Here is a 24,865-nt window from a genome sequence, read left to right on the forward strand (position 1 = left end):
AAAAAAAGGGCGCCTTAGGGCGTCCTTTTTGTTTTTATATATTCCTAACTTCCATTCATATTTCTTATTGTTTATTTGAATGTTGCCACCAATGATAATTGAAATGCTAATCGTTTTCATTTAAACTTGCTGTATGTAATTTGTGCAGGTAAATGATCATGTATGTATGCCTTTGTGAAGCGGTCACGGATAAGCAAATCAGAAACGTGGTGCGTAAATATCAAGTCACGTCATTGAAAGGGCTACGTCAAATTTTGCCAGTAGGGCGTGAGTGCGGAAAATGTATCCGACAAACGCGAGAAATTTTACAAGAAGAGCTTTTACATCTAGAAGAGCAGTGTATAGAACACGTCGCGTAACCCTTTCAAATCATCTTCCATCATAGGATCAAATTTCATTGCACAGATTACTGTGTAAATATTATTCATATCATCAATTTCAGTACTACACTTATAGGACTGGAAGCGATGGAGGGTAAAAATGAAAGGCGATAAAAAAATGATAGCCCACTTGAATAAATTGCTGGGCAATGAGCTTGTTGCGATCAACCAATATTTTTTACATGCCAGAATGTTTAAAAATTGGGGACTAACTAAGCTCAATGAGATGGAATACCACGAATCGATTGATGAAATGAAACACGCTGATAAATATATTGAGCGTATTCTATTTCTCGAAGGGCTCCCTAACCTACAAGATTTAGGCAAGCTCAACATCGGAGAAGATGTTGAAGAAATGTTGGTATCAGATTTGAAATTAGAACTGGATGGCGCAAAGAATTTAAAAGATGCAATTAGCTATGCGGATTCAATTCATGACTATGTTAGTCGAGATCTAATGATAGAGATTCTTGCAGATGAAGAAAATCACATAGACTGGATTGAAACCCAACTTGAATTGATTAAGCGTTTAGGCATCCAAAATTATCTTCAAGCCCAAGTTATTGAAGAGTAGTTTTTTGACAAAAATTTATTAGGCCCAATCATGGGCCTTTTTTATATCGACTAAATTTGCACATCAGAAAATTCGCACATATTTTCCCCGATTGCTTGCGTTTCACAATAAATTACGTATAATGCGCGGGCTTACTGATGAGTAAGCCCTAAATTTTAGGACTGAAATCTCAGTATTGAGTCAACGATTTGTTGCTCATTTAGACAATACTCCCGATATGGGGGTTACATCAAGAACGATTACACTCCCCTATCAATCGAAATGGGTGCGAGGAGTAATCATTTACGTTTATAAAATAGTTGGAGCTCTGGTCTCATGCAGAACCAAAGAATCCGTATCCGCCTGAAAGCTTTTGATCATCGTTTAATCGATCAATCAACTGCGGAAATCGTAGAGACTGCTAAGCGCACTGGTGCGCAAGTACGTGGTCCTATCCCGCTGCCGACACGTAAAGAGCGTTTTACCGTTCTGATTTCTCCGCACGTTAACAAAGATGCGCGTGATCAGTACGAAATTCGCACTCACAAACGTCTGGTTGACATCGTTGAGCCAACCGAGAAGACCGTTGATGCTCTGATGCGTCTGGATCTGGCTGCCGGCGTTGACGTGCAGATCAGCCTGGGTTAATCAGGTCGTCGAACGATTGAGAGGTTGAAACAATGATTGGTTTAGTCGGTAAGAAAGTAGGTATGACTCGTATCTTCACTGAAGATGGCGTTTCTATCCCTGTAACTGTTATCGAAATTGAAAATAACCGCGTTACTCAGGTTAAAACTGCAGAAACTGACGGTTACAATGCAATTCAGGTTACTACTGGTAGCAAAAAAGCTAACCGTGTAACTAAGCCTGAAGCAGGTCATTTCGCTAAAGCTGGCGTTGAAGCTGGCCGCATTCTACGTGAATTCCGTACTGAAGAAGGTGCTGAGTTTAACGTAGGTCAAAGCATTAGCGTTGAAATTTTCGCTGACGTTAAAAAAGTCGACGTTACTGGTACATCTAAAGGTAAAGGTTTTGCCGGCACAGTTAAGCGCTGGAATTTCCGTACTCAAGATGCTACTCACGGTAACTCCTTGTCTCACCGTGTTCCGGGTTCTATCGGTCAGAACCAGACTCCGGGCAAAGTGTTCAAAGGCAAGAAAATGGCAGGCCAACTGGGTAATGAACGTGTAACTGTTCAAAGCTTAGATGTAGTACGTGTTGACGCTGAGCGCAACCTGCTGCTGGTCAAAGGTGCTGTTCCAGGAGCAACTGGTAGCAACCTGATCGTAAAACCGGCTGTCAAGGCTTAACGTCGAGGAGATAGGAATGGAATTGGTAATGAAAGACGCGCAAAGCGCGCTGACTGTTTCCGAAACTACCTTCGGGCGTGATTTCAATGAAGCGCTTGTTCACCAAGTAGTTGTTGCGTATGCAGCTGGTGCTCGTCAAGGTACTCGTGCTCAGAAAACTCGTGCTGAAGTTTCTGGTTCTGGTAAAAAACCATGGCGTCAAAAAGGCACAGGCCGTGCACGTTCTGGTTCAATCAAGAGCCCAATCTGGCGCTCTGGTGGTGTTAGCTTCGCAGCTAAACCACAGGACCACAGTCAAAAAGTTAATAAGAAGATGTACCGCGGTGCTCTAAAAAGCATCCTGTCAGAATTGGTACGTCAAGATCGTCTGATCGTTGTCGAAAAGTTCTCTGTAGAAGCGCCTAAAACTAAGCTGCTGGCACAGAAACTGAAAGATATGGCTCTGCAAGATGTTCTGATCATCACTGCTGAATTAGATGAAAATCTGTTCTTAGCAGCACGTAACCTGTACAAGGTTGACGTTCGTGATGCAGCAGGTATCGATCCAGTTAGCCTGATTGCTTTCGACAAAGTGGTTATGACTGCTGATGCTGTGAAGCAAGTTGAGGAGATGCTGGCATGATCCGTGAAGAACGTCTGCTACAAGTACTGCGCGCGCCGCATGTATCTGAAAAAGCTTCTACAGCGATGGAAAAAAGCAACACCATCGTTCTCAAAGTTGCAAAAGACGCAACTAAAGCAGAAATCAAAGCTGCTGTACAGAAACTGTTTGAAGTTGAAGTTGAAGGTGTTAACACTTTGCTGGTTAAAGGCAAAACTAAACGCCACGGTCAGCGTTCTGGTCGTCGTAGTGACTGGAAAAAAGCTTACGTTACGCTGAAGGAAGGCCAGAATCTGGACTTCGTTAGCGGCGCAGAGTAAGTCGGAGGAGTAAAGAACAATGGCAGTTGTTAAATGTAAACCTACGTCTCCGGGCCGTCGCCACGTAGTTAAAGTGGTTAACCCTGAGCTGCATAAGGGTAAACCTTATGCTCCGCTGTTAGAAAAAAACAGCAAATCCGGTGGTCGTAACAACAATGGTCGTATCACTACCCGTCATATCGGTGGTGGCCATAAGCAGCATTATCGTTTAGTTGACTTCAAACGCAACAAAGACGGTATCCCTGCAGTTGTTGAACGTTTGGAATATGATCCAAACCGTTCTGCGAACATTGCACTGGTACTATATAAAGACGGTGAACGTCGTTATATTCTTGCGCCAAAAGGCCTGAAAGCTGGTGACCAGATTCAATCTGGCGTTGATTCAGCTATCAAAGCTGGTAACGCACTGCCAATGCGCAACATCCCTGTTGGTTCTACAGTTCATAACATTGAACTGAAACCAGGTAAAGGTGGTCAGTTAGCGCGTTCAGCAGGTACTTACGCTCAAATCGTTGCTCGTGATGGTGCTTATGTCACCCTGCGTCTGCGTTCTGGTGAAATGCGTAAAGTTTTAGCTGATTGCCGTGCAACCTTAGGTGAAGTTGGTAACGCTGAGCATATGTTACGTGTTCTCGGTAAAGCTGGTGCTAGTCGCTGGCGTGGTATTCGCCCTACCGTTCGCGGTACTGCGATGAACCCAGTTGACCATCCACATGGTGGTGGTGAAGGCCGTAACTTTGGTAAACACCCAGTAACACCATGGGGCGTTCAGACCAAAGGTAAGAAAACTCGTAGTAACAAGCGTACTGATCAATTCATCGTACGTCATCGTTCTAAAAAATAATTAGAGGATAAGCCATGCCACGTTCTCTCAAGAAAGGTCCTTTTATTGACCTGCACTTGCTGAAGAAGGTAGAGAAAGCGGTGGAAAGCGGAGACAAGAAGCCTCTCAAGACTTGGTCCCGTCGTTCAACGATCTTTCCTAATATGATCGGATTGACCATCGCTGTCCATAATGGTCGTCAGCATGTTCCAGTATTTGTAACCGACGAAATGGTTGGTCACAAACTGGGTGAATTCGCACCGACTCGCACTTATCGCGGCCACGCGGCAGATAAGAAAGCTAAGAAACGTTAAGGATAGGAGGAAGAGATGGAAACTTTAGCTATGCATCGCCACGCTCGTTCTTCTGCCCAGAAGGTTCGCTTAGTAGCCGACCTGATTCGCGGTAAGAAAGTGTCGCAAGCTCTGGAAATTCTGACCTACACCAACAAGAAAGCTGCTGGTTTAGTGAAGAAAGTACTGGAATCTGCTATTGCTAACGCAGAGCAAAACGATGGCGCTGACATTGATGACCTGAAAGTTGCGAAAATTTTCGTAGACGAAGGTCCAACTATGAAACGCATCATGCCGCGTGCGAAAGGCCGTGCAGATCGTATTCTTAAGCGCACCAGCCACATTACTGTGGTTGTGTCCGATCGCTGAGACTCTGGAGACTAGCAATGGGTCAGAAAGTACATCCTAATGGTATTCGCCTGGGTATTGTCAAACCTTGGAACTCTACTTGGTATGCGAATACTAATGAATTCGCTGACAACCTAGACAGCGACTTTAAAGTACGCCAGTACTTGAATAAAGAATTGGCAAAAGCGTCAATTTCACGCATCGTAATCGAGCGTCCTGCTAAAAGCATCCGTGTGACAATTCACACTGCTCGCCCAGGTATCGTTATCGGTAAGAAAGGTGAAGACGTTGAAAAACTGCGTAAAACAGTAGCGGATATCGCTGGTGTTCCTGCGCAAATCAATATCGCCGAAGTTCGTAAACCAGAACTGGACGCTAAATTAGTTGCTGACAGCATCTCTTCACAGCTGGAACGTCGTGTTATGTTCCGTCGTGCTATGAAGCGTGCAGTACAGAACGCAATGCGTCTGGGCGCTAAAGGTATCAAAGTTGAAGTCAGTGGCCGTTTAGGCGGTGCTGAAATCGCTCGTACCGAGTGGTATCGTGAAGGCCGTGTGCCACTGCACACATTACGTGCTGATATCGATTACAACACTTCAGAAGCGCACACCACTTATGGTGTTCTCGGCGTTAAGGTATGGATCTTCAAAGGTGAGATTCTGGGTGGTATGGCTGCAGTTGAACAAGCTGAGAAACCAGCTGCTCAACCTAAAAAGCAGCAGCGTAAAGGCCGCAAGTAAGGAGCGTCGCTATGTTACAACCAAAGCGTACAAAATTCCGTAAGGTGCACAAAGGCCGCAACCGTGGTCTGGCGCAAGGTACGGATGTTAGCTTCGGCACTTTCGGTCTTAAAGCTGTTGGCCGTGGTCGTCTGACTGCACGTCAGATCGAAGCGGCACGTCGTGCTATGACCCGTGCTGTTAAGCGTCAAGGTAAAATCTGGATTCGTGTATTCCCAGACAAGCCAATCACTGAAAAGCCACTCGAAGTTCGTATGGGTAAAGGTAAAGGTAACGTAGAATATTGGGTTGCCTTAATTCAGCCTGGTAAAGTCCTGTATGAAATGGACGGTGTGCCTGAAGAGCTGGCTCGTGAAGCATTCTCTCTGGCAGCAGCGAAACTGCCTATCAAAACCACCTTTGTAACTAAGACGGTGATGTAATGAAAGCACAAGAGCTGCGCGAAAAAAGCGTAGAAGAGCTGAACGCTGAACTTTTAAACCTGTTACGTGAGCAATTTAACTTACGTATGCAGGCTGCGAGTGGTCAGCTGCAACAGTCTCATCTAATGAAACAAGTGCGTCGTGATATCGCACGCGTGAAGACTTTACTGACTGAGAAGGCAGGTGCGTAATGAACGATAAAATCCGTACTCTGCAAGGTCGTGTAGTTAGTGACAAAATGGAGAAATCTATTGTTGTTGCTATCGAGCGTATGGTGAAACACCCTCTGTATGGTAAATTCATCCGTCGTACGACTAAATTGCACGTACATGACGAGAACAATGAATGTGGAATTGGTGACGTGGTAGAAATCCGCGAAACTCGTCCACTGTCTAAGACTAAGTCTTGGGCCTTAGTTCGCGTTGTAGAAAAAGCTGTTCTGTAATAGAATAGATTTTTCGTGATGAATAAACGGCTCTTTTTGATCGAGCCGTTTATTTTTTCCTGTCCAACACGAAGATGTGGTGTTATAATGCCGCGCCCTCGTAGTATGGGTATATTTGAACGGCCTCTTCATAATGAGGTGGCTCAGTAGTAGTTGACATTTAGCGGAGCACTAAAATGATCCAAGAACAGACTATGCTGAACGTGGCCGACAACTCCGGTGCACGTCGCGTAATGTGTATCAAGGTTCTAGGTGGCTCGCACCGTCGCTATGCACATGTAGGCGACATCATTAAAATTACCGTTAAAGAAGCAATTCCACGCGGTAAAGTTAAAAAGGGTGATGTCCTGAAAGCGGTAGTGGTGCGCACCAAGAAGGGTGTACGTCGCCCTGACGGTTCTGTCATTCGCTTCGATGGTAATGCTTGTGTGTTATTAAACAATAATAGCGAGCAAGTAATCGGTACGCGTATTTTTGGGCCGGTAACTCGTGAACTTCGTAATGAGAAGTTTATGAAAATTATCTCTCTGGCACCTGAAGTACTCTAAGGAGCGAACTATGGCAGCGAAAATCCGTCGTGATGACGAAGTTATCGTGCTAACTGGGAAAGACAAAGGTAAGCGCGGTAAAGTAAAGCAGGTTATTTCTTCTAGTAAAGTTATCGTTGAAGGTATCAATCTGGTTAAAAAACATCAGAAGCCAGTTCCGGCTCTGAACCAACCAGGTGGCATCGTTGAAAAAGAAGCGGCTATTCAAGTTTCTAACGTTGCAATCTTTAACGCGGCAACTGGCAAGGCTGACCGTGTAGGCTTTAGATTCGAAGACGGCAAAAAAGTCCGTTTCTTCAAATCTAACAGTGAAACTATCAAGTAATTTTTGGAGTATACGATGGCGAAACTGCATGATTACTATAAAGACGAAGTAGTTAATAAACTCATGACTGAGTTTAACTACACTTCTGTCATGCAAGTCCCTCGGGTCGAGAAGATCACCCTGAATATGGGTGTTGGTGAAGCGATCGCTGATAAAAAACTGCTGGATAATGCAGCAGCTGACTTAACAGCAATCTCTGGTCAAAAACCATTGATCACCAAAGCACGCAAATCTGTTGCAGGCTTCAAAATCCGTCAGGGCTATCCAATCGGCTGTAAAGTAACTCTGCGTGGCGAACGCATGTGGGAGTTCCTTGAGCGTCTGATTTCTATTGCTGTACCACGTATTCGTGACTTCCGTGGCTTGTCCGCTAAGTCTTTCGATGGTCGCGGTAACTACAGCATGGGTGTACGTGAACAAATCATCTTCCCTGAAATCGATTACGATAAAGTGGATCGTGTACGTGGTTTAGATATTACTATCACCACTACTGCGAAATCTGATGATGAAGGTCGCGCACTGTTAGCAGCGTTCAACTTCCCGTTCCGCAAGTAAGGCAGGTTACTCATGGCTAAGAAATCTATGAAAGCGCGTGATGTTAAGCGTGCTAAATTAGCTGAGAAATTCTTCGCAAAACGCGTAGAACTGAAAGCTATCATCTCTGATGTTAAAGCATCTGATGAAGATCGCTGGGACGCTGTTCTCAAGCTGCAAACACTGCCACGTGATTCAAGTCCTTCTCGTCAGCGTAACCGCTGCCGTCAAACTGGGCGTCCGCATGGTTTCCTGCGGAAATTTGGTCTGAGCCGTATTAAAGTCCGTGAAGCCGCTATGCGCGGTGAAATCCCGGGTCTTAAAAAGGCTAGTTGGTAATTGTCACCATATTGAATCACGGGAGTAAAGACAGATGAGCATGCAAGATCCCATCGCGGATATGCTGACCCGTATCCGTAACGGTCAGGCCGCGAATAAAGTTGCGGTCACCATGCCTTCCTCCAAGCTGAAAGTGGCGATTGCCAAAGTGCTGAAGGAAGAAGGTTATATTGAAGATTTTAAAATTGAAGGCGACATCAAGCCAGAATTGGAACTGACTTTACGTTATTTCCAAGGTAAGGCTGTCGTAGAAAGTATCCAGCGTGTAAGCCGCCCAAGTCTGCGCATCTATAAGAAAAAAGATGAGCTGCCACAAGTTATGGCTGGCTTAGGTATCGCTGTTGTTTCTACCTCTAAAGGTGTCATGACTGATCGTGCAGCTCGCCAAGCTGGTCTTGGTGGCGAGATTCTCTGCTACGTAGCTTAATTCGGGAGGAAAGAATGTCTCGTGTGGCAAAAGCACCCGTCGTCATTCCTGCCGGCGTAGAGGTAAAACTCAACGGTCAGGTTATTTCGATCAAGGGTAAAAACGGCGAGCTTACTCGTACTATCCATAATGCAGTTGAAGTTAAACATGAAGATGGCCACTTAACTTTCGCTCCACGCGAAGGTTTTGCAGATGCATGGGCACAAGCGGGTACTTCTCGCTCTCTGCTGAATGCTATGGTTATCGGTGTTACCGAAGGCTTCACTAAAAAACTTCAACTGGTCGGTGTTGGTTACCGTGCAGCAATCAAAGGCAATGCAGTAAGCTTGTCTTTAGGTTTCTCGCATCCGGTTGAACACGCACTGCCAGCAGGCATTACTGCTGAATGCCCAACACAAACTGAAATCGTACTGAAAGGTGCGGATAAGCAAGTGATTGGTCAAGTTGCAGCAGAACTGCGTGCTTACCGTCGTCCTGAGCCTTATAAAGGTAAAGGTGTTCGTTACGCCGATGAAATCGTGCGTACCAAAGAGGCTAAGAAGAAGTAAGGTAACACTATGGATAAGAAAGCAGCTCGTATCCGTCGTGCGACCCGCGCACGCCGTAAGATCCAAGAATTGGGTGCGACTCGCCTGGTGGTACATCGTACTCCACGCCATATTTATGCGCAGGTTATCGCACCAAACGGTTCTGAAACATTGGTTGCCGCTTCTACTACAGAAAAAGCTATCAATGAACAAGTTAAGTTTACTGGAAACAAAGACGCAGCAGCAGCAGTTGGTAAATTAGTTGCTGAACGCGCACTGGAAAAAGGCATCACTGTTGTTGCTTTTGACCGTTCTGGTTTCCAATATCATGGTAGAGTCCAGGCACTGGCAGATGCTGCCCGTGAAGCTGGCCTTCAGTTCTAAGGTAGAGGTGTAAGATGTCTCACATCGAAAAACAAGCTGGCGAACTGCAGGAAAAGCTGATCGCGGTAAACCGCGTAGCTAAAACCGTTAAAGGTGGCCGTATTTTCAGCTTTACCGCACTGACTGTAGTTGGTGATGGTAACGGTCGCGTTGGTTTTGGTTACGGCAAAGCGCGCGAAGTTCCGGCAGCAATCCAGAAAGCGATGGAAAAAGCCCGTCGCAGTATGAAAACCGTTGCTCTAAACAACGGCACATTATTCCACCCAGTGAAAGGTACACACACCGGTTCTCGTGTGTTTATGCAACCTGCTCACGAAGGTACCGGTATTATTGCCGGTGGTGCAATGCGTGCTGTTTTAGAGGTAGCTGGAGTTCGCAACGTACTGGCTAAAACCTATGGTTCCACAAACCCAATCAACGTGGTTCGTGCAACACTGGATGCTTTAGACAGCATGAAGTCTCCAGAAATGGTCGCAGCTAAGCGTGGAAAATCCGTCGAAGAAATTCTGGGGTAATCAGCCATGGCTAAGACTATTAAAATTACACAAGTTCGCAGTTCAATCGGTCGTCTGCCGAAACATAAGGCAACACTGGTCGGTTTAGGTCTGCGTCGCATTGGTCATACAGTAGAGCGCGAGGATACTCCTGCTGTTCGTGGTATGATCAACTTGGTTTCCTACATGGTTAAAGTTGAGGAGTAAGAGATGCGTTTAAATACTCTGTCTCCGGCTGAAGGTGCCAAGCACGCGCCTAAACGCGTAGGTCGTGGTATCGGTTCTGGTCTGGGTAAAACCGGCGGCCGTGGTCACAAAGGTCAGAAGTCTCGTTCTGGCGGTGGCGTACGTCGTGGTTTCGAAGGTGGCCAGATGCCTTTATACCGTCGTTTACCGAAATTCGGTTTCACTTCACGTAAAGCAATGATTACTGCGGAAATCCGTCTGTCTGATTTTGCTTCTGTTGAAGGCGATGTTATTGATCTGAACGCACTGAAAGCCGCGAACGTTATTGACATCCAGATTGAATACGCAAAAGTTATTTTATCTGGCGAAGTGAATCGTGCAGTTACTGTACGTGGCCTTCGTGTTACTAAAGGTGCTCGCGCTGCAATCGAAGCTGCCGGCGGTAAAATTGAGGAATAAGTGACAGATGGCTAAACAACCAGGATTAGATTTCCAAAGTGCCAAAGGTGGAGCTGGCGAACTAAAACGCAGACTGTTGTTTGTAATTGGGGCGCTAATTGTTTTCCGAATTGGTTCTTTTATTCCAATCCCTGGTATTGATGCCACTGTGCTTGCCAAATTGCTCGAGCAGCAACAAGGCACCATCATTGAAATGTTTAACATGTTCTCTGGTGGTGCTCTTAGCCGTGCTTCTATCTTTGCTCTGGGTATCATGCCGTATATTTCGGCATCGATCATTGTCCAGTTATTATCAGTGGTTAATCCACGATTAGCAGAGATTAAGAAGGAAGGAGAAGCAGGTCGTCGGAAGATAAGCCAATATACTCGCTGGGGTACTCTGGTATTAGCAATATTCCAATCTATTGGTATTGCAATGGGTCTACCGAATATGCCAGGGATGCAAGGATTAGTTCTTGATCCGGGTCTCCCATTCTACTTCACGGCAGTTGTTAGCTTAGTCACAGGGACTATGTTCCTTATGTGGTTAGGTGAGCAGATAACTGAAAGAGGTATCGGTAACGGTATTTCTATCATTATCTTCGCTGGTATTGTTGCGGGTCTACCGCCGGCTATTGGCCATACCATCGAGCAAGCTCGGCAAGGCGATCTGCACTTCCTCCTGTTGCTGTTGGTTGCGGTATTAGTATTCGCGGTAACTTTCTTTGTTGTATTTATGGAACGTGGTCAACGTCGTATCGTCGTAAACTACGCTAAACGTCAACAAGGACGCCGTGTCTACGCTGCACAAAGTACACATTTACCGTTAAAAGTGAATATGGCGGGTGTAATTCCTGCAATTTTTGCTTCCAGTATCATACTATTCCCGGGTACAATAGCGTCTTGGTTTGGTGATGGAACTGGTTGGGACTGGTTGACTACAGTATCTATGTACTTACAGCCGGGACAACCGTTATATGTGTTGCTTTATGCCTCTGCGATCATCTTCTTCTGTTTCTTTTATACTGCGTTGGTTTTCAACCCAAGAGAAACAGCAGATAACCTGAAGAAGTCCGGTGCATTTGTACCAGGAATTCGTCCGGGAGAGCAAACGGCCAAGTACATCGATAAGGTAATGACACGATTAACATTAGTCGGTGCTCTTTATATTACCTTTATCTGCCTAATCCCGGAGTTCATGCGTGACGCAATGAAAGTACCTTTTTACTTTGGTGGTACTTCCCTCTTAATCGTGGTTGTCGTTATCATGGACTTTATGGCTCAAGTGCAAACTCTGATGATGTCAAGTCAGTATGAGTCTGCATTGAAGAAAGCAAATCTAAAAGGTAAATAATCACGCGAGTGGTTATGGTTTGCTTAGAAGTTACGGAGAGTAAAAATGAAAGTTCGTGCTTCCGTCAAGAAATTATGCCGTAACTGCAAAATTATCCGTCGCAATGGTAGCGTTCGTGTGATTTGCAGTGTTGAGCCAAGACATAAACAACGTCAAGGCTAAGAAAAAGCATTTTTTTCTTGCAAAGTTGGGTTGAGCTGGCTAAATTAGCCAGCCAATCTTTTTATCTAAGATACATTATTGTTTGAGTATCCTGAAAACGGGCTTTTCAGCACAGTAATGTATATTTTAACTTAGGAGTGCATAGTGGCCCGTATAGCAGGCATTAACATTCCTGATCATAAACATACCGTAATCGCTTTAACATCGATTTTCGGCATCGGCAAAACTCGTTCACAGGCTATCTGTGAAGCAACTGGTATTGCTGAAAATGTTAAGATCAGTGAGCTGTCTGAAGAACAAATCGACAAGCTGCGTGACGAAGTTGCTAAATACGTTGTAGAAGGTGACTTACGTCGTGAAATTACCCTGAGCATCAAGCGTCTGATGGACCTTGGATGTTACCGTGGTTTACGTCATCGTCGTGGTCTTCCTGTGCGCGGACAGCGTACTAAGACTAACGCTCGTACCCGTAAGGGTCCGCGTAAGCCGATCAAGAAATAAGTCGGGGTATTGAATAATGGCAAAAGCACCAATTCGTGCACGTAAGCGTGTAAGAAAACAAGTCTCAGACGGTGTGGCTCATATCCATGCTTCTTTCAACAACACAATCGTTACAATTACTGACCGTCAGGGTAACGCATTAGGTTGGGCAACTGCCGGTGGTTCCGGTTTCCGTGGTTCTCGTAAATCTACTCCGTTCGCAGCTCAGGTTGCAGCAGAGCGTTGCGCAGAATCTGTGAAAGAATACGGAATCAAAAACCTGGAAGTTATGGTTAAGGGACCGGGTCCGGGTCGCGAATCAACAATTCGTGCTCTGAACGCCGCTGGTTTCCGCATCACTAATATTACTGATGTGACTCCTATCCCTCATAACGGTTGTCGCCCACCGAAAAAACGTCGCGTTTAATACGTTTCGTTTTTTTAGGACTGTTGGAGAAAGAAAATGGCTAGATATTTGGGTCCTAAGCTCAAGCTGAGCCGTCGCGAAGGAACAGACCTCTTCCTGAAGTCTGGTGTTCGCGCGATTGACACCAAGTGTAAATTAGAACAGGCACCTGGCCAGCACGGTGCGCGTAAACCGCGTCTGTCTGACTACGGTGTTCAGTTACGTGAAAAACAAAAAGTTCGTCGTATTTACGGTGTTCTGGAACGTCAATTCCGTAACTATTACAAAGAAGCAACTCGCCTGAAAGGCAACACAGGTGAAAACCTGCTGACCCTGCTAGAAGGTCGTTTAGATAACGTCGTTTACCGTATGGGCTTTGGCGCAACTCGCGCAGAAGCACGTCAAATGGTTAGCCACAAAGCTATCATGGTAAATGGTCGTGTAGTTAATATCGCTTCTTATCAGGTTTCCCCGAATGACGTTATCAGCGTTCGTGAGAAAGCTAAAAAACAGTCTCGTATCAAGGCTGCTTTAGAGCTGGCTGAACAGCGTGAGAAGCCAACTTGGCTGGAAGTTGATGCTGCTAAAATGGAAGGTGTGTTCAAACGTATTCCTGAACGTACTGACTTGTCTGCGGACATTAACGAACACCTGATCGTCGAGCTTTACTCTAAGTAAAGCTTAGCACCAAAGAGAGGACACAATGCAGGGTTCTGTGACAGAGTTTCTAAAACCGCGCCTGGTAGATATCGAGCAAGTGAGTTCGACGCACGCTAAGGTGACCCTTGAGCCTTTAGAGCGCGGCTTTGGCCACACTCTAGGTAACGCACTGCGCCGTATTCTGCTTTCGTCTATGCCGGGTTGTGCGGTGACAGAGGTTGAGATTGATGGTGTACTGCATGAGTACAGCACCAAAGAAGGTGTACAGGAAGATATCCTGGAGATTCTCCTCAACCTGAAAGGGCTGGCGGTAAAAGTTCAGGGGAAAGATGAAGTTATTTTAACCTTGAATAAATCTGGCATTGGCCCTGTGACTGCAGCCGACATCATCCATGATGGTGATGTCGAAATCGTCAAGCCACAGCATGTTATCTGCCACCTCACTGACGAAAGCGCGTCTATAAATATGCGTATTAAAGTCCAGCGTGGTCGTGGTTATGTGCCGGCTTCTGCCCGAGTTCATTCGGAAGAAGATGAGCGCCCAATCGGTCGTCTGTTAGTCGATGCTTGCTATAGCCCTGTAGAGCGTATTGCCTACAATGTTGAAGCAGCTCGTGTTGAGCAGCGTACTGACTTGGATAAGTTAGTAATTGAAATGGAAACTAACGGTACAATCGATCCTGAAGAGGCGATTCGCCGTGCAGCTACCATTCTGGCTGAACAACTTGAAGCTTTTGTTGATTTACGTGATGTACGTCAACCAGAAGTTAAAGAAGAGAAACCAGAATTCGATCCTATCTTACTGCGCCCAGTTGACGATCTGGAATTGACTGTCCGCTCTGCTAACTGCCTCAAAGCAGAAGCTATCCACTACATCGGTGACCTGGTACAGCGTACAGAAGTTGAGTTGCTCAAAACGCCTAACCTTGGTAAGAAATCTCTTACTGAAATTAAGGACGTATTGGCATCTCGTGGTCTTTCTCTGGGCATGCGCTTAGAAAATTGGCCACCAGCAAGTATTGCTGATGATTAGGATCACAGGTTAAGGTTTTACTGAGAAGGATAAGGTCATGCGCCATCGTAAGAGTGGTCGTCAATTGAACCGCAACAGCAGCCACCGCCAAGCTATGTTCCGTAACATGGCAGGTTCTTTAGTTCGTCATGAAATCATCAAGACGACTCTGCCTAAAGCGAAAGAACTGCGTCGCGTCGTTGAGCCGCTGATTACTCTTGCCAAGACCGACAGCGTAGCTAATCGTCGTCTGGCATTCGCACGTACTCGTGATAACGAGATCGTTGCAAAACTGTTTAATGAACTGGGACCTCGTTTCGCAGCTCGCGCAGGTGGTTACACTCGTATTCTTAAGTGTGGCTTCCGCGCAGGTGACAACGCTCCGATGGCTTACATCGAGCTTGTTGACCGTGCTGCTGAGTCTCAAGAAGCAGCTGCAGAGTAATCTGTAATTGCTTTCAAGAAAACCGGGTGTATTGCCCGGTTTTTTTGTACCTGCTATTCTACGCCCTCCAAATTAATTCTTTTCTATTCTTGAATTTTTGTTTTCTATCCAAACTTATAGGTATAGATGAATGAGCATGTATAAGATTGGTCAAATAGCTAAACTTGCTGATGTGACTCCCGATACAATCCGTTTTTATGAAAAGCAGGGGCTGATGGGGCACAAAACGAGAACGGAGGGCGGCTATCGGTTGTTCACGGAGCAAGATCTACAGCGCTTACGGTTTATTCGTTACGCGAAGAAGTTAGGATTTACTCTTGAAGCAATTACGGAGTTATTATCGATCCGTGTTGATCCTGAACATCACACCTGCCAAGAATCTAAGAATATTGTCGATATCAGACTTATTGAAGTAGAAAAGAAGATCCAAGAGCTAATCATTATGCGGGATTCTTTAAAAACATTGAGTTCAGCGTGTTGTGGTGATGAGCATGCATCGACATACTGCTCTATTATGGAAATCTTGGAGAAAGGTGCATCAAAGATTTATTAATTAAAAATCAACTATGAAGGTAAATTATGAATAAATATCAGCATAAGCGCGGTGAAATTAAAGATAATGCCATTGAGGCACTATTACATGATCCACTATTTCGTCAGCGAGTTGAAAAGAATAAAAAGGGAAAGGAAGTTATGCAAGGAAGGGTAAAAATAGTAAGGCGGGTAACTGGGAGGCCAGTGGTAATTGGTTAATTAACTTATTACCACTGGCCTTTTAGTTATTTCTTATTTTGTTCTTTTAGTAAATCACGGATCTCTGATAGTAAAACTTCTTCTGTTGATGGCGCAGCAGGTTCTGCTGGTGCAGCTTCTTCTTTTTCACGGCGTACTTTATTCATTACTTTTATTGCCATAAAAATAGCAAATGCAACAATAACAAAATCAAAAATAGTTTGTATAAACATCCCATAATTCATGACAACCGCAGGAATGTCTCCCTGAGCTTCCCGAAGCACAAGACTAAATTGCTTGAAATCTACACCACCAATAATTAGACCGAGTGGGGGCATGATCACATCGGCAACTAATGAAGAAACAATCTTACCAAATGCGGCACCAATAATAATACCGACTGCCATATCTACCACGTTGCCTTTCATGGCGAATTCGCGGAACTCTTTTAAAAAACTCATGGATGACCCCTTCCCTTAATTTATTAACTAGATAACTAAACGTGTATATACACATATCAAAATTATAGTATCTAGAATTATTAACCTGCAAATTTTTACTATTTATTTTAGATAATTATAAAAAGAACGGACTAGGTTGGAATAATTTTTCCACATCCGGAACATATTTTTTATCTGTAATAAACATAATGACATGGTCACCTTGCTCGATAATATTGTAATCGCTAGCAATAATGACCTCTTCCTCTCTGACTATCGCACCAATGATTGTTCCTGGCGGAAGTTTAATTTCTGAGATTTTTTTACCAACAACTTTTGAAGTATTTTCATCTCCATGGGCGATCGCCTCAATAGCTTCAGCAACACCTCGGCGTAATGATGAAACACTGACAATATCTGCTTTTCTTACATGTCCGAGTAATGCTGAGATTGTTGCTTGTTGTGGAGAGACTGCAATATCGATGACACCACCTTGAACTAATTCAACATAGGCAGATCGCTGAATTAATACCATGGCTTTTTTGGCACCCATTTTTTTTGCCAGCATCGCCGACATTATGTTTGCTTCGTCATCATTAGTGAGAGCAATGAATACATCCATTTGTTCGATATGCTCTTCAGTCAATAGCTCTTGGTCAGAGGCATCACCATAAAAAACAATCGTGTCATGGAGTAACTCTGCTAACTCAGTTGCTCTCTCTTGATTGCGTTCAATGAGTTTAACGCTATAGTCTTTTTCAAGGCGTTTGGCCAAGCCGGCGCCTACATTACCACCACCAACGATCATTAAACGTTTGTATGGTTTTTCTAATCGTTGGAGCTCACTCATCACAGCTCGAATATGTTGGGTTGAGGCAACGAAAAAGACTTCATCGCCAGCTTCAATAATTGTGGAACCTTGAGGGCGAATCGGTCTGTCTTGACGAAATATAGCGACAACACGGGTATCAATGTGTGGCATATGCTCACGTAAGCTAGATAAAGCATTACCTACTAGTGAACCGCCATAATAGGCTTTTACGGCAACGATGCTGACTTTGCCTTCAGCAAAATTGACGACTTGTAGAGCTCCTGGATACTGTATGAGCTTGTAGATATATTCAATAACTAGCTGTTCTGGCGAAATGAGGTAATCAATGGGAATTTGTTCGGCTAAAAAAAGCTTGTCAGCCTCTCGGATATACTCAGTTGCGCGAATACGTGCAATTTTATTTGGCGTATTAAAGAGGCTATAGGCAATTTGGCAGGCAACCATGTTGGTTTCATCTGAGTTAGTCACAGCAACTAACATATCAGCATCTTCTGCACCTGCATCTCGCAGAACTCGTGGGTGAGAGCCATGACCATTCACTACACGAAGATCGAATTGATCTTGCAGCTGACGCAAGCGATCGGCATTGGTATCAACAACGGTAATATCGTTATTTTCATCTACTAAATTTTCAGCGAGAGTACCGCCTACTTGCCCTGCACCTAGAATAATGATCTTCATAGCATCTTCCTATTTCAGAGTCTCTATTGAATACTATTGTGCTTGTTTGAGTAAGCGGGCGTAAAAGAAACCATCGCCTCCAGTGGCGCTTGGTAATATTTGCAATCCTAATTCAGTGCCATCATTTATGCGAGCATCTACATGTTTGGAAAGAAAATGTTTAATCTGCTGGCTATTTTCTTCAGGCATGATGGAGCACGTGGCATAAACGAGCGTACCGCCAGGTTTTAAATAAGACCACACAGCTTCTAATATTTGAGCCTGTAATTGAGATAGCTCCTGAATATCTGAATCGCGTCTTAGCCATTTAATATCGGGATGACGTCTAATAACTCCCGTTGCTGAACAAGGCGCATCAAGCAAGATACGATCAAATAGCTGATCTTTCGCCCATTCTTCAGGCTTCGTGCCATCCCCTTGAATAACAGTAGCGTGTTGTTTCAATCTTTGCAGATTTTCTTTCACTCGCTTGAGTCGTGCATCATCAATATCTACAGCAAGTACATGGGCTTTTGGTGCAAGTTCTAAGATATGCGTTGTTTTTCCGCCTGGAGCTGCACATAAATCAAGAATATTTTCGCCATTGATAGGCGATAAAAGCTCAGCGCAGCCTTGTGCCGAAACATCTTGAACCGTTGACCAACCATCCTCAAAACCGGGTAGACGTGTCACTGATGTGGCTTCTTCTAAGCGAATTGCACTTGGATGCGACGGGTGTAAATATGCAGTAATGTCTGCTTGTTCGAGTAATGCTAAGTATTGCTCAGCGGTGTGGTGTTGAGAATTGACTCTTAACCACATTGGTGGACGTTGATTATTAGCATCAACAATATTTTGCCATGTCTCAGGGTAGGCGGTTTGAATTCGCTTTAATAGCCAGCTTGGATGTAAATATTGGCTATTATTATTTGTATTTCGCTCTTCTAGCTGGACTTGTTGACGTAAAAAGGATCGTAATACTCCATTAATGAGGCCTTTTAATTGAGGGCGCTTTAATGCAACTGCACCATCAACGGTTTCTGCTAAAGCCGCATGTGCAGGGATACGTGTATAGAGTAATTGATAGATCCCGACCATGATGAGGTAATGCAATGTTCTTTGCTTACCGGTTAAAGGTTTTTCCATAAGCTGGCTGATAAACCATTCTAGCTTTGGTAAATAACGTAAAACACCGAAGCAAATCTCTTGAAGTAGTGCTTTATCTTTATCATTAATATTACGTTGTAAGTCAGGTAAAACGGTACTTAATGATTGTCCGTTATCTAAAACCTGACTAATGGCGGTCGCTGCGATACTACGCAAATTATATTTGTTTTTCATAATGAAAATGAGTCTATTAGTTACTTAAATAGCATTACCTGCTTTATCATTTACAAATAATGCTACTAATATATTAGTCTAGTAATTGTTCTGGAGTGAACCATTCTCGGCGGGAGTTAAGGATATCTTGCGCACTCATCGCTTTTTTACCTGGAGGCTGTAGCTGGGTAATATTTAATATCCCATTTCCAGTTGCAACGCTGATACCTTTTTTGTCGGCACTGATGATCATGCCAGGGCGCTGATTATGTCCTTGGGCAATAACTTCCGCCTGCCATACTTTAATTAGCTGCTCTTGAACGATGAAATAACTCATTGGCCAAGGGTTAAAAGCACGAATGCAACGTTCAATCTGCACTGCTGATTGCTGCCAATCAATTCGCGCTTCATCTTTGGATAGTTTTTCAGCGTAATTGGCGAGTGAATCATCTTGTTTTTCTGGTGAGCATTGACCAGAAGAAAGTAAATCAACCGTGTGAATAAGTGCCTTGGGACCAGTAATTGCCAATTTATCATACAAGGTAGCGCTAGTATCTTCACTCGTAATTGGGCAAGTCGCTTTATACAGCATGTCCCCAGTATCAAGACCTGCATCCATTTGCATTATGGTGACACCCGTTTCTTGGTCACCGGCCCAAATTGATCTCTGAATTGGTGCAGCTCCTCGCCAACGAGGTAGTAATGAGCCATGGACATTTAAGCAACCCAATCGGGGGATATCTAGGACAGCTTGCGGCAGGATTAACCCGTAAGCTACAACAATCATCAGATCTGCATTTTGGTTTTTGATCCATTGCTGATTGTCTGGTTCACGTAAGGTCGTAGGCTGAAAAACCGGTATTCCATGTTCTTCGGCAAGAATTTTCACAGGGCTAGGCGTTAGCTTTTTGCCTCTTCCTGCGGGTTTATCGTGACGAGTTAATACGCCAACAACTTGATGTTTGGTTTCTAATAATGCAGCTAAATGTTTAGCTGCGAAATCAGGCGTACCTGCAAAAATAATTCTTAATGGTTCTGACACGATCTATTCCCAAGTATATTTATAAAATCAAATTAATGATTTTTAGCTTCTTTAGCTCTGAGTCGATCTAATTTTTCTACTTTCTGACGAATACGTTGACGCTTTAAAGGAGATAAATAGTCAACAAACAGTTTTCCAACTAAGTGATCCATTTCATGTTGAATACAAATAGCGAGTAGACCATCAGCTTCAAGCTCAAATGCGTCGCCATTGTAGTTAAGAGCGCGAACTTTCACTTTTTCTGCTCTTGGCACAAATCCATGCTGCTCAGGGACAGAAAGACAACCTTCTTCTATACCTGTTTCACCTTCTTTATTAAGAAGCTCTGGATTGATGAGTACAAGTCGTTCATTACGTGACTCAGAAACGTCAATAACAATGATGCGCTGGTGGATATCCACTTGCGTTGCAGCGAGACCAATGCCTTCCTCGTCATACATCGTATCGAACATATCATCAATAATACGTTGTATAGATGCATCAACTTTTTCAACTGGTTTTGCAACGGTGCGAAGGCGCTCGTCTGGATAATGTAACACGTTTAAGACTGACATAAATTTTTCGAGTAGTTTCCAAAATTTGAAAGGTTATTACTGCCTATTCTAGACATTTATCGGTCATATTGACAGTATTGGTTATGATTTGTTCATTTCCGAATGTGCCAACTTATCAGTCAGGAAGACAATATGAATGAGCTGGAAATATGGTTAAGGCTTTTACAAGTAAATCGAATCAGTATAAAAACAATACAAACGACAATATCCCTTTTAAAACAATCGAATAAAATAAATCATACGGTTTTAAAAGCGTGTGGGCTGAATGAAATTCAACGACTGCAATTCTTAAATGTCTCTTTAACGCGAATTGAACGTACGTTTAGATGGCTTGAAAGCAAAGAAAATCAAATAATTACATTTTTAGATGAGCAATACCCTTTTTTATTAAAGCAGATTTATAATCCACCCTTGGCACTTTTTATCTCAGGAAACAGTGAGTTATTATCGGAACGGCAGCTAGCCGTTATAGGAAGCCGCCAAGTAACTGAATATGGTAAGAAATGGGCAGAATTATTTGTTAGAAAATTTATCGGCCATGGCTTGACGATTACCAGTGGTTTAGCATTAGGAATTGATGGCATTGGTCACCGAGTCGCACTAGAAAATCAAGGGAAAACAGTCGCGGTACTAGGGAGTGGGTTAGCACATATTTATCCGAAGCAACACGCGGATTTAGCTGAGCGAATTAGGCATGAAGGCGTATTGGTTTCGGAATATTTTCCTGATACACCACCATTACCAAAGCAGTTTCCTAGGCGAAATCGCATTATTAGCGGGCTAAGTAAAGCTGTTGTAGTGATAGAAGCTGGAATGAAAAGTGGTTCGCTGATTACCGCGCGATATGCAATTGAGCAAAATAGAGAGGTATTTACGCTACCAGCTCCGTTAGGTAACCCGGCATTCAGCGGAAATCATTGGTTAATACAGCAAGGTGCATGTCTACTCACAGAACCGGATGACATATTAATGCATTTGGAATGCTCGTTGAATTGGATACAGCCAGAGTTAGAGGTAGATGCGTCTACGGCAACAGAGTTAAACCTGACAGAAAGTCGAATTTTAGGTATGGTGGGATATCAATCAACCCCTGTGGATATTATTGCAGCTCAATTACAGTTACCTATTACGCAAATCATTTCGGTGTTAACTGAATTGGAAATTAACGGGGTAATCTCATCAGCTGCTGGTGGATATATAAAAGTAAGCTAGTTGTTGAATATTTAGAGTGGATTAAACAAAAACATGTCGAAGCAATTGCCTTTTGATACAGATAAAAACGAGTATTGTCCTGAATGTAACTCGTTACTTGTTATTCGTAATGGAGTTCATGGACCTTTCCTTGCTTGCTCCGGATATCCGCAATGTCATTATATTAAGCCATTGCGACCAACAGCTGAGACTCATATTGTTAAAATATTAGAAGGTCAAAGTTGTCCTAAATGTGGGCATGACTTGGTATTAAAGCAAGGGCGCTTTGGAATGTTTATCGGATGTACTTATTATCCTGAATGCGAACATACAGAGCTTATCGATAAGCCAGATGAAACGAAGATCCCTTGTCCACAATGTCAAACAGGAAATCTGTTGCAAAGAAAATCCCGCTTCGGTAAAACTTTCTATGCATGTGATAACTATCCTAACTGTCAGTTTATTCTCAATAATAAGCCTGTCATAGGGAGATGCCTATCTTGTGATTATCCATTACTTATGGAAAAAAGGGTCTCACAGGGAGTAAGATTGTTTTGTGCCAGCAAACGCTGCGGTAAGTTACAAGAAGAATAATGAGTTAAAACTATGCAAAATCAATCTACACCTGCAATTAAAAATATTATTAAAGCATTGAAACAACAACATGTTATCGCATATCCAACAGAGGCTGTTTTTGGTTTAGGTTGTGATCCGGATAGTGAAATCGCGGTAAATCAATTACTCGCCTTGAAACAGCGCCCTTGGGAAAAAGGGTTAATTTTGATTGCCGATAATTATGAACAACTCAAAAATTACGTTGATGATAGCCAGCTGAATGAACAGCAACGTCAAGCGATGTTTGCCACTTGGCCTGGTCCCGTCACTTGGGTTATCCCCGCAAAGAAAACGACACCAAAATGGTTAACAGGTCAATTTGATACTTTAGCTGTCCGAGTCACAAATCACGAGCTAGTCAAAGCGCTTTGTAGTCAATACGGCAAACCTATTGTGTCAACAAGTGCAAATTTGAGCGGCTTAGAGCCTTGCAGAACAACGGAAGAAGTGATTGCGCAGTTTAAAGATACTGTCCCTGTTCTTGATGGTGATGTCGGTGGAAGATTAAATCCATCAGAAATTCGAGATGCCATGACAGGGCAACTCTATCGTAAAGGATAATGATTAATGGGAATGTTTGCGGTTTTTGGTAATCCAATTCAACACAGTAAATCACCGTCAATACATCAGATGTTTGCGAAGCAGACGGGGATTGAACTTGAATACCAGAAAATACTTGCTCCTGTCGAGGATTTCGAAATGCACTTGACCGACTTCTTTGAAAAGGGAGGGGAGGGAGCAAACATTACATTACCCTTTAAAGAAAGAGCTTTTCAATTCGTTTCAGAGTTAACTGATAGAGCACAAATCTGTGGTGCGGTGAATACGATCAGAAAACTCGATAATCATCGCTTACTGGGTGACAATACTGATGGTGTAGGGTTATTACTGGATTTACAGCGCCTTGGGTTCGTATCGCCTTCATGCAAAATTTTGATCATTGGTGCTGGTGGAGCAACCCGAGGGGCTTTATTGCCTCTACTTGAATATGGCTGTGATATTACACTGACTAACCGAACGTTTGAGAAAGCAGAATCTTTAGCGCATCAGTTTTCTTCACTTGGAAAGATTCAAAGTAAGCCTATGGAGCAGGTAATTTCAGCAGAGTTTGATCTAATCATTAATGGTACTTCTTCTGGTGTGACTGGAGAGATCCCTAAAATTAGCCATAATCTATTTTCTGCTCGGGTAGCATGTTATGACATGTTTTATCAGAGAGGCTTAACACCATTTCTTTTATTTGCTAAGCAAAATCAAGTGACTAAATTAGCTGATGGACTAGGAATGCTCGTTGGGCAAGCGGCATTCGCATTTAAACTTTGGCATGGAATCACTCCCGATATAGAGCCAGTATTAAAAGCCTTACAGAAGGAGCTTGAATCATGAATCAGGCGATCCAATTTCCAGACAGGGAAGAATGGGATTCAACGATCAATAAAGTACGCTTTCCAGTTTTAGTTAACGGGTTGCTTGCCGAGTGTGTTATTTCACAAGCTTTGCTTAATCAGCGTTATGGCCAAGATGAAAAGCCTTTAGCACTTTTTCAACATAATCGTTGGGATATAGAAGAAGAGTTCGAGACCTTGATTGAGCAAGGTCTCGATCATGAGAATGGTTTTTATGAATTGCTGGATGATAAATAATTATTTTTCCATTCAACATAGTTATTGGCTGAGTAGCGTAAGTGGCTCAGCTCAGCCTCAGTAAGTTTCCTAATCGCTTTAGCTGGGCTTCCCATGTATAAATAGCCAGATTCCAAACGTTTTCCTTGTGTCACAAGACTATTAGCCCCAACCACAACATCATCTTCAATAACTGCACCATCGATCACAACTGATCCCATGCCTACAAGAACACGGTTGCCGATGGTACATCCATGCAGTATTACTTTATGCCCAACAGTGACATCTTCGCCAATGATTAATGGATTACCATCTGGGTTATTGGTAGATTTATGAGTGACATGCAGAACTGATCCATCTTGAATATTTGTCCGTGCACCTATAGATATATAATTCACATCACCTCGCAGTACCGACAGTGGCCAGATACTTACATCTTCTGCTAATCGAACATCACCAATGACAACAGAAGAGGGATCAATAAAAACATTTGAAGCAACAGAGGGAAAGGTATCTAAATAAGGTCTTAAGAATGAGTTCATATTCGTAGCCATAAAACGTAAATGGATATAAAGGTAACTATAGATAGGTTCTTAATTAAAAATCAAATAATTAAGAGAAGATAATAATAAGCAGATTATACGGTAAAAATAGGTGCTTTTATCACCATAATGATAATAAAAAAAGCATAATGTCGAAATTATCTGCAAACGATGTTTTTTTTAAAAAAAAAGGTTGTGTAATTTTTCGAGCTCCCTATAATGCGCATCCGTTGTCACGACAAACCGGCTCGAAGAAAACCTCGAAGCCCCGTGATAACTGAGGTGAAGAAAGAAAATAGTTGAAAATAATCGCTTGACTTTCTAAATGAAAAACGTAATATACGACACCTCGCGACAAC

42 protein-coding genes and 1 pseudogene are annotated in these 24,865 nt (G+C 43.4%); 37 read left to right on the forward strand and 6 right to left on the reverse strand.

Annotated elements, in window-relative coordinates; genetic code table 11:
- The first annotated feature begins 158 nt into the window (after positions 1–158).
- The 32 genes and pseudogenes from bfd (at position 159) to PROVALCAL_RS19130 (ending at position 15,735) form a co-directional block, all read left to right on the forward strand.
- The gene (gene bfd, locus PROVALCAL_RS00045) at positions 159–359 is read left to right on the forward strand and encodes a bacterioferritin-associated ferredoxin (RefSeq protein ID WP_006657011.1); all 201 of its coding nucleotides are present in this window, start codon (positions 159–161) and stop codon (positions 357–359) included.
- Between the two features lie 121 nt (positions 360–480).
- Positions 481–954 carry a bacterioferritin gene (bfr, locus tag PROVALCAL_RS00050; protein ID WP_006657012.1) on the forward strand — a complete coding sequence of 158 codons (474 nt, stop codon included), beginning with the start codon at positions 481–483 and terminating at the stop codon, positions 952–954.
- 315 nt (positions 955–1,269) lie between these two features.
- The gene (gene rpsJ, locus PROVALCAL_RS00055) at positions 1,270–1,581 is read left to right on the forward strand and encodes a 30S ribosomal protein S10 (RefSeq protein ID WP_001181005.1); all 312 of its coding nucleotides are present in this window, start codon (positions 1,270–1,272) and stop codon (positions 1,579–1,581) included.
- A gap of 32 nt (positions 1,582–1,613) precedes the next feature.
- Positions 1,614–2,243 carry a 50S ribosomal protein L3 gene (gene rplC / locus PROVALCAL_RS00060; protein ID WP_006657013.1) on the forward strand — a complete coding sequence of 210 codons (630 nt, stop codon included), beginning with the start codon at positions 1,614–1,616 and terminating at the stop codon, positions 2,241–2,243.
- A gap of 16 nt (positions 2,244–2,259) precedes the next feature.
- Positions 2,260–2,865, forward strand: coding sequence for a 50S ribosomal protein L4 (gene rplD, locus PROVALCAL_RS00065; protein ID WP_006657014.1), 606 nt, complete (start codon positions 2,260–2,262; stop codon positions 2,863–2,865).
- Positions 2,862–3,164 carry a 50S ribosomal protein L23 gene (gene rplW / locus PROVALCAL_RS00070; RefSeq protein WP_006657015.1) on the forward strand — a complete coding sequence of 101 codons (303 nt, stop codon included), beginning with the start codon at positions 2,862–2,864 and terminating at the stop codon, positions 3,162–3,164. Before rplD ends, rplW begins: the two co-directional genes overlap by 4 nt.
- 19 nt (positions 3,165–3,183) lie before the next feature.
- Positions 3,184–4,008 carry a 50S ribosomal protein L2 gene (gene rplB / locus PROVALCAL_RS00075; RefSeq protein WP_006657016.1) on the forward strand — a complete coding sequence of 275 codons (825 nt, stop codon included), beginning with the start codon at positions 3,184–3,186 and terminating at the stop codon, positions 4,006–4,008.
- A gap of 14 nt (positions 4,009–4,022) precedes the next feature.
- Positions 4,023–4,301: a 30S ribosomal protein S19 gene (rpsS, locus tag PROVALCAL_RS00080; RefSeq protein ID WP_004265426.1), complete on the forward strand. Its 279-nt coding sequence runs from the start codon at positions 4,023–4,025 to the stop codon at positions 4,299–4,301.
- A 15-nt stretch (positions 4,302–4,316) separates the two neighbouring features.
- Positions 4,317–4,649 (forward strand): 50S ribosomal protein L22, encoded by a 333-nt coding sequence (rplV, locus tag PROVALCAL_RS00085; protein ID WP_004265430.1) that lies wholly within the window; start codon positions 4,317–4,319, stop codon positions 4,647–4,649.
- 17 nt (positions 4,650–4,666) lie between these two features.
- Positions 4,667–5,368: a 30S ribosomal protein S3 gene (rpsC, locus tag PROVALCAL_RS00090; RefSeq protein ID WP_004907131.1), complete on the forward strand. Its 702-nt coding sequence runs from the start codon at positions 4,667–4,669 to the stop codon at positions 5,366–5,368.
- A gap of 11 nt (positions 5,369–5,379) precedes the next feature.
- Positions 5,380–5,790 carry a 50S ribosomal protein L16 gene (gene rplP, locus PROVALCAL_RS00095; RefSeq protein ID WP_004926449.1) on the forward strand — a complete coding sequence of 137 codons (411 nt, stop codon included), beginning with the start codon at positions 5,380–5,382 and terminating at the stop codon, positions 5,788–5,790.
- Positions 5,790–5,981 (forward strand): 50S ribosomal protein L29, encoded by a 192-nt coding sequence (gene rpmC / locus PROVALCAL_RS00100; RefSeq protein WP_006657017.1) that lies wholly within the window; start codon positions 5,790–5,792, stop codon positions 5,979–5,981. Before rplP ends, rpmC begins: the two co-directional genes overlap by 1 nt.
- Complete coding sequence (gene rpsQ / locus PROVALCAL_RS00105) at positions 5,981–6,235, forward strand: 30S ribosomal protein S17 (RefSeq protein ID WP_006657018.1); 255 nt, start codon at positions 5,981–5,983, stop codon at positions 6,233–6,235. Before rpmC ends, rpsQ begins: the two co-directional genes overlap by 1 nt.
- Positions 6,236–6,411: 176 nt before the next feature.
- Positions 6,412–6,783, forward strand: coding sequence for a 50S ribosomal protein L14 (gene rplN, locus PROVALCAL_RS00110; protein WP_004265449.1), 372 nt, complete (start codon positions 6,412–6,414; stop codon positions 6,781–6,783).
- A 10-nt stretch (positions 6,784–6,793) separates the two neighbouring features.
- The gene (gene rplX, locus PROVALCAL_RS00115) at positions 6,794–7,108 is read left to right on the forward strand and encodes a 50S ribosomal protein L24 (RefSeq protein WP_004265452.1); all 315 of its coding nucleotides are present in this window, start codon (positions 6,794–6,796) and stop codon (positions 7,106–7,108) included.
- Positions 7,109–7,123: 15 nt separating this feature from the next.
- Positions 7,124–7,663 (forward strand): 50S ribosomal protein L5, encoded by a 540-nt coding sequence (gene rplE / locus PROVALCAL_RS00120; protein ID WP_006657019.1) that lies wholly within the window; start codon positions 7,124–7,126, stop codon positions 7,661–7,663.
- Positions 7,664–7,675: 12 nt separating this feature from the next.
- Positions 7,676–7,981 (forward strand): 30S ribosomal protein S14, encoded by a 306-nt coding sequence (gene rpsN, locus PROVALCAL_RS00125; protein ID WP_004265458.1) that lies wholly within the window; start codon positions 7,676–7,678, stop codon positions 7,979–7,981.
- 34 nt (positions 7,982–8,015) lie between these two features.
- Complete coding sequence (gene rpsH / locus PROVALCAL_RS00130; RefSeq protein ID WP_004907134.1) at positions 8,016–8,408, forward strand: 30S ribosomal protein S8; 393 nt, start codon at positions 8,016–8,018, stop codon at positions 8,406–8,408.
- 14 nt (positions 8,409–8,422) lie between these two features.
- On the forward strand, positions 8,423–8,956 hold the full coding sequence (rplF, locus tag PROVALCAL_RS00135) for a 50S ribosomal protein L6 (RefSeq protein WP_006657020.1): 534 nt from the start codon (positions 8,423–8,425) through the stop codon (positions 8,954–8,956).
- Between the two features lie 9 nt (positions 8,957–8,965).
- Positions 8,966–9,319, forward strand: coding sequence for a 50S ribosomal protein L18 (rplR, locus tag PROVALCAL_RS00140; RefSeq protein WP_006657021.1), 354 nt, complete (start codon positions 8,966–8,968; stop codon positions 9,317–9,319).
- Positions 9,320–9,333: 14 nt separating this feature from the next.
- Positions 9,334–9,834 (forward strand): 30S ribosomal protein S5, encoded by a 501-nt coding sequence (gene rpsE / locus PROVALCAL_RS00145; RefSeq protein ID WP_006657022.1) that lies wholly within the window; start codon positions 9,334–9,336, stop codon positions 9,832–9,834.
- A gap of 6 nt (positions 9,835–9,840) precedes the next feature.
- A complete protein-coding gene (gene rpmD / locus PROVALCAL_RS00150) occupies positions 9,841–10,020 on the forward strand; it encodes a 50S ribosomal protein L30 (protein WP_006657023.1) in 180 nt (59 codons plus the stop codon).
- A 3-nt stretch (positions 10,021–10,023) separates the two neighbouring features.
- The gene (rplO, locus tag PROVALCAL_RS00155) at positions 10,024–10,458 is read left to right on the forward strand and encodes a 50S ribosomal protein L15 (RefSeq protein WP_006657024.1); all 435 of its coding nucleotides are present in this window, start codon (positions 10,024–10,026) and stop codon (positions 10,456–10,458) included.
- Between the two features lie 7 nt (positions 10,459–10,465).
- Positions 10,466–11,791: a preprotein translocase subunit SecY gene (gene secY, locus PROVALCAL_RS00160; protein ID WP_006657025.1), complete on the forward strand. Its 1,326-nt coding sequence runs from the start codon at positions 10,466–10,468 to the stop codon at positions 11,789–11,791.
- Positions 11,792–11,836: 45 nt separating this feature from the next.
- Positions 11,837–11,953 carry a 50S ribosomal protein L36 gene (gene rpmJ, locus PROVALCAL_RS00165; protein ID WP_004265484.1) on the forward strand — a complete coding sequence of 39 codons (117 nt, stop codon included), beginning with the start codon at positions 11,837–11,839 and terminating at the stop codon, positions 11,951–11,953.
- Between the two features lie 144 nt (positions 11,954–12,097).
- Positions 12,098–12,454 (forward strand): 30S ribosomal protein S13, encoded by a 357-nt coding sequence (gene rpsM / locus PROVALCAL_RS00170; protein ID WP_004907144.1) that lies wholly within the window; start codon positions 12,098–12,100, stop codon positions 12,452–12,454.
- A 16-nt stretch (positions 12,455–12,470) separates the two neighbouring features.
- The gene (rpsK, locus tag PROVALCAL_RS00175) at positions 12,471–12,860 is read left to right on the forward strand and encodes a 30S ribosomal protein S11 (RefSeq protein ID WP_006657026.1); all 390 of its coding nucleotides are present in this window, start codon (positions 12,471–12,473) and stop codon (positions 12,858–12,860) included.
- A 36-nt stretch (positions 12,861–12,896) separates the two neighbouring features.
- Positions 12,897–13,517 (forward strand): 30S ribosomal protein S4, encoded by a 621-nt coding sequence (gene rpsD, locus PROVALCAL_RS00180; protein ID WP_004265487.1) that lies wholly within the window; start codon positions 12,897–12,899, stop codon positions 13,515–13,517.
- 25 nt (positions 13,518–13,542) lie between these two features.
- Positions 13,543–14,532 carry a DNA-directed RNA polymerase subunit alpha gene (locus tag PROVALCAL_RS00185; protein ID WP_004907150.1) on the forward strand — a complete coding sequence of 330 codons (990 nt, stop codon included), beginning with the start codon at positions 13,543–13,545 and terminating at the stop codon, positions 14,530–14,532.
- A 37-nt stretch (positions 14,533–14,569) separates the two neighbouring features.
- On the forward strand, positions 14,570–14,956 hold the full coding sequence (rplQ, locus tag PROVALCAL_RS00190) for a 50S ribosomal protein L17 (RefSeq protein WP_006663525.1): 387 nt from the start codon (positions 14,570–14,572) through the stop codon (positions 14,954–14,956).
- A 136-nt stretch (positions 14,957–15,092) separates the two neighbouring features.
- Positions 15,093–15,509, forward strand: coding sequence for a Zn(2+)-responsive transcriptional regulator (gene zntR / locus PROVALCAL_RS00195; protein WP_006663526.1), 417 nt, complete (start codon positions 15,093–15,095; stop codon positions 15,507–15,509).
- 26 nt (positions 15,510–15,535) lie between these two features.
- A pseudogene (locus PROVALCAL_RS19130) lies at positions 15,536–15,735 on the forward strand (alternative ribosome-rescue factor A).
- On the opposite strand, the gene mscL reads toward PROVALCAL_RS19130, so the two are convergent.
- The 5 genes from mscL to def form a co-directional block, all read right to left on the reverse strand.
- Positions 15,736–16,149, reverse strand: coding sequence for a large-conductance mechanosensitive channel protein MscL (gene mscL, locus PROVALCAL_RS00200; RefSeq protein ID WP_006657030.1), 414 nt, complete (start codon positions 16,147–16,149; stop codon positions 15,736–15,738).
- Between the two features lie 115 nt (positions 16,150–16,264).
- The gene (trkA, locus tag PROVALCAL_RS00205; protein WP_006657031.1) at positions 16,265–17,641 is read right to left on the reverse strand and encodes a Trk system potassium transporter TrkA; all 1,377 of its coding nucleotides are present in this window, start codon (positions 17,639–17,641) and stop codon (positions 16,265–16,267) included.
- A gap of 33 nt (positions 17,642–17,674) precedes the next feature.
- Complete coding sequence (gene rsmB / locus PROVALCAL_RS00210; protein ID WP_006657032.1) at positions 17,675–18,961, reverse strand: 16S rRNA (cytosine(967)-C(5))-methyltransferase RsmB; 1,287 nt, start codon at positions 18,959–18,961, stop codon at positions 17,675–17,677.
- Positions 18,962–19,034: 73 nt separating this feature from the next.
- The gene (fmt, locus tag PROVALCAL_RS00215; RefSeq protein WP_006657033.1) at positions 19,035–19,982 is read right to left on the reverse strand and encodes a methionyl-tRNA formyltransferase; all 948 of its coding nucleotides are present in this window, start codon (positions 19,980–19,982) and stop codon (positions 19,035–19,037) included.
- Positions 19,983–20,014: 32 nt separating this feature from the next.
- A complete protein-coding gene (def, locus tag PROVALCAL_RS00220; protein ID WP_006657034.1) occupies positions 20,015–20,536 on the reverse strand; it encodes a peptide deformylase in 522 nt (173 codons plus the stop codon).
- 132 nt (positions 20,537–20,668) lie between these two features.
- On the opposite strand from def, the gene dprA reads away from it, so the two are divergent.
- From dprA to PROVALCAL_RS00240, 5 genes are read left to right on the forward strand one after another with little or no spacing between them, the layout of a single operon-like run.
- Positions 20,669–21,748, forward strand: coding sequence for a DNA-processing protein DprA (dprA, locus tag PROVALCAL_RS00225; RefSeq protein WP_039861358.1), 1,080 nt, complete (start codon positions 20,669–20,671; stop codon positions 21,746–21,748).
- Positions 21,749–21,781: 33 nt separating this feature from the next.
- A complete protein-coding gene (locus PROVALCAL_RS19135) occupies positions 21,782–22,321 on the forward strand; it encodes a DNA topoisomerase family protein (protein WP_006657036.1) in 540 nt (179 codons plus the stop codon).
- Between the two features lie 12 nt (positions 22,322–22,333).
- Positions 22,334–22,903 (forward strand): L-threonylcarbamoyladenylate synthase type 1 TsaC, encoded by a 570-nt coding sequence (tsaC, locus tag PROVALCAL_RS00230; RefSeq protein ID WP_006657037.1) that lies wholly within the window; start codon positions 22,334–22,336, stop codon positions 22,901–22,903.
- Between the two features lie 6 nt (positions 22,904–22,909).
- Entirely contained in the window at positions 22,910–23,728 is an 819-nt protein-coding gene (gene aroE / locus PROVALCAL_RS00235) for a shikimate dehydrogenase (protein ID WP_006657038.1), read from the forward strand.
- Positions 23,725–23,985: a DUF1488 family protein gene (locus PROVALCAL_RS00240; protein WP_006657039.1), complete on the forward strand. Its 261-nt coding sequence runs from the start codon at positions 23,725–23,727 to the stop codon at positions 23,983–23,985. The genes aroE and PROVALCAL_RS00240 overlap by 4 nt, the downstream gene beginning before the upstream one ends.
- Here PROVALCAL_RS00240 and PROVALCAL_RS00245 read toward each other — a convergent pair.
- Positions 23,961–24,506, reverse strand: a complete 546-nt coding sequence (locus PROVALCAL_RS00245; RefSeq protein ID WP_039861360.1) for a gamma carbonic anhydrase family protein — start codon at positions 24,504–24,506, stop codon at positions 23,961–23,963. The genes PROVALCAL_RS00240 and PROVALCAL_RS00245 overlap by 25 nt on opposite strands.
- Between the last annotated feature and the right edge of the window lie 359 nt (positions 24,507–24,865).

The sequence above is a fragment of the Providencia alcalifaciens DSM 30120 genome (assembly GCF_000173415.1).
GTDB classification, from domain to species: Bacteria; Pseudomonadota; Gammaproteobacteria; order Enterobacterales; family Enterobacteriaceae; genus Providencia; species Providencia alcalifaciens.

Coding starts and splice junctions, on each gene's coding strand:
- bfd (WP_006657011.1), top strand. CDS start 159: ATGTATGTATGCCTTTGTGAAGCGGTCACGGATAAGCAAATCAGAAAC.
- bfr (WP_006657012.1), top strand. CDS start 481: ATGAAAGGCGATAAAAAAATGATAGCCCACTTGAATAAATTGCTGGGC.
- rpsJ (WP_001181005.1), top strand. CDS start 1,270: ATGCAGAACCAAAGAATCCGTATCCGCCTGAAAGCTTTTGATCATCGT.
- rplC (WP_006657013.1), top strand. CDS start 1,614: ATGATTGGTTTAGTCGGTAAGAAAGTAGGTATGACTCGTATCTTCACT.
- rplD (WP_006657014.1), top strand. CDS start 2,260: ATGGAATTGGTAATGAAAGACGCGCAAAGCGCGCTGACTGTTTCCGAA.
- rplW (WP_006657015.1), top strand. CDS start 2,862: ATGATCCGTGAAGAACGTCTGCTACAAGTACTGCGCGCGCCGCATGTA.
- rplB (WP_006657016.1), top strand. CDS start 3,184: ATGGCAGTTGTTAAATGTAAACCTACGTCTCCGGGCCGTCGCCACGTA.
- rpsS (WP_004265426.1), top strand. CDS start 4,023: ATGCCACGTTCTCTCAAGAAAGGTCCTTTTATTGACCTGCACTTGCTG.
- rplV (WP_004265430.1), top strand. CDS start 4,317: ATGGAAACTTTAGCTATGCATCGCCACGCTCGTTCTTCTGCCCAGAAG.
- rpsC (WP_004907131.1), top strand. CDS start 4,667: ATGGGTCAGAAAGTACATCCTAATGGTATTCGCCTGGGTATTGTCAAA.
- rplP (WP_004926449.1), top strand. CDS start 5,380: ATGTTACAACCAAAGCGTACAAAATTCCGTAAGGTGCACAAAGGCCGC.
- rpmC (WP_006657017.1), top strand. CDS start 5,790: ATGAAAGCACAAGAGCTGCGCGAAAAAAGCGTAGAAGAGCTGAACGCT.
- rpsQ (WP_006657018.1), top strand. CDS start 5,981: ATGAACGATAAAATCCGTACTCTGCAAGGTCGTGTAGTTAGTGACAAA.
- rplN (WP_004265449.1), top strand. CDS start 6,412: ATGATCCAAGAACAGACTATGCTGAACGTGGCCGACAACTCCGGTGCA.
- rplX (WP_004265452.1), top strand. CDS start 6,794: ATGGCAGCGAAAATCCGTCGTGATGACGAAGTTATCGTGCTAACTGGG.
- rplE (WP_006657019.1), top strand. CDS start 7,124: ATGGCGAAACTGCATGATTACTATAAAGACGAAGTAGTTAATAAACTC.
- rpsN (WP_004265458.1), top strand. CDS start 7,676: ATGGCTAAGAAATCTATGAAAGCGCGTGATGTTAAGCGTGCTAAATTA.
- rpsH (WP_004907134.1), top strand. CDS start 8,016: ATGAGCATGCAAGATCCCATCGCGGATATGCTGACCCGTATCCGTAAC.
- rplF (WP_006657020.1), top strand. CDS start 8,423: ATGTCTCGTGTGGCAAAAGCACCCGTCGTCATTCCTGCCGGCGTAGAG.
- rplR (WP_006657021.1), top strand. CDS start 8,966: ATGGATAAGAAAGCAGCTCGTATCCGTCGTGCGACCCGCGCACGCCGT.
- rpsE (WP_006657022.1), top strand. CDS start 9,334: ATGTCTCACATCGAAAAACAAGCTGGCGAACTGCAGGAAAAGCTGATC.
- rpmD (WP_006657023.1), top strand. CDS start 9,841: ATGGCTAAGACTATTAAAATTACACAAGTTCGCAGTTCAATCGGTCGT.
- rplO (WP_006657024.1), top strand. CDS start 10,024: ATGCGTTTAAATACTCTGTCTCCGGCTGAAGGTGCCAAGCACGCGCCT.
- secY (WP_006657025.1), top strand. CDS start 10,466: ATGGCTAAACAACCAGGATTAGATTTCCAAAGTGCCAAAGGTGGAGCT.
- rpmJ (WP_004265484.1), top strand. CDS start 11,837: ATGAAAGTTCGTGCTTCCGTCAAGAAATTATGCCGTAACTGCAAAATT.
- rpsK (WP_006657026.1), top strand. CDS start 12,471: ATGGCAAAAGCACCAATTCGTGCACGTAAGCGTGTAAGAAAACAAGTC.
- rpsD (WP_004265487.1), top strand. CDS start 12,897: ATGGCTAGATATTTGGGTCCTAAGCTCAAGCTGAGCCGTCGCGAAGGA.
- PROVALCAL_RS00185 (WP_004907150.1), top strand. CDS start 13,543: ATGCAGGGTTCTGTGACAGAGTTTCTAAAACCGCGCCTGGTAGATATC.
- rplQ (WP_006663525.1), top strand. CDS start 14,570: ATGCGCCATCGTAAGAGTGGTCGTCAATTGAACCGCAACAGCAGCCAC.
- zntR (WP_006663526.1), top strand. CDS start 15,093: ATGTATAAGATTGGTCAAATAGCTAAACTTGCTGATGTGACTCCCGAT.
- mscL (WP_006657030.1), bottom strand. CDS start 16,149: ATGAGTTTTTTAAAAGAGTTCCGCGAATTCGCCATGAAAGGCAACGTG.
- trkA (WP_006657031.1), bottom strand. CDS start 17,641: ATGAAGATCATTATTCTAGGTGCAGGGCAAGTAGGCGGTACTCTCGCT.
- rsmB (WP_006657032.1), bottom strand. CDS start 18,961: ATGAAAAACAAATATAATTTGCGTAGTATCGCAGCGACCGCCATTAGT.
- def (WP_006657034.1), bottom strand. CDS start 20,536: ATGTCAGTCTTAAACGTGTTACATTATCCAGACGAGCGCCTTCGCACC.
- dprA (WP_039861358.1), top strand. CDS start 20,669: ATGAATGAGCTGGAAATATGGTTAAGGCTTTTACAAGTAAATCGAATC.
- PROVALCAL_RS19135 (WP_006657036.1), top strand. CDS start 21,782: ATGTCGAAGCAATTGCCTTTTGATACAGATAAAAACGAGTATTGTCCT.
- tsaC (WP_006657037.1), top strand. CDS start 22,334: ATGCAAAATCAATCTACACCTGCAATTAAAAATATTATTAAAGCATTG.
- aroE (WP_006657038.1), top strand. CDS start 22,910: ATGGGAATGTTTGCGGTTTTTGGTAATCCAATTCAACACAGTAAATCA.
- PROVALCAL_RS00240 (WP_006657039.1), top strand. CDS start 23,725: ATGAATCAGGCGATCCAATTTCCAGACAGGGAAGAATGGGATTCAACG.
- PROVALCAL_RS00245 (WP_039861360.1), bottom strand. CDS start 24,506: ATGAACTCATTCTTAAGACCTTATTTAGATACCTTTCCCTCTGTTGCT.